The organism is Escherichia sp. KCJ4928 (assembly GCF_004352695.1).
Lineage (GTDB): Bacteria > Pseudomonadota > Gammaproteobacteria > Enterobacterales > Enterobacteriaceae > ECMA0423.
The window spans coordinates 1-295 of record NZ_SJWV01000715.1 but is presented as its reverse complement, the minus strand read 5'-3'; the positions used below and the strand labels follow the sequence as shown (position 1 = coordinate 295).

1 tRNA gene and 1 rRNA gene are annotated in these 295 nt (G+C 50.5%); both read left to right on the top strand.

The window, feature by feature from the left end:
- Positions 1-83, top strand: a 16S ribosomal RNA gene (locus E0D98_RS26405); the annotation flags it as partial.
- An 85-nt stretch (positions 84-168) separates the two neighbouring features.
- Positions 169-244, top strand: a tRNA-Glu gene (locus E0D98_RS26400).
- Positions 245-295: the final 51 nt, after the last annotated feature.

Here is a 295-nt window from a genome sequence, read left to right as displayed (position 1 = left end):
CGCTTACCACTTTGTGATTCATGACTGGGGTGAAGTCGTAACAAGGTAACCGTAGGGGAACCTGCGGTTGGATCACCTCCTTACCTTAAAGAAGCGTTCTTTGTAGTGCTCACACAGATTGTCTGATAGAAAGTGAAAAGCAAGGCGTCTTGCGAAGCAGACTGATACGTCCCCTTCGTCTAGAGGCCCAGGACACCGCCCTTTCACGGCGGTAACAGGGGTTCGAATCCCCTAGGGGACGCCACTTGCTGGTTTGTGAGTGAAAGTCACCTGCCTTAATATCTCAAAACTCATC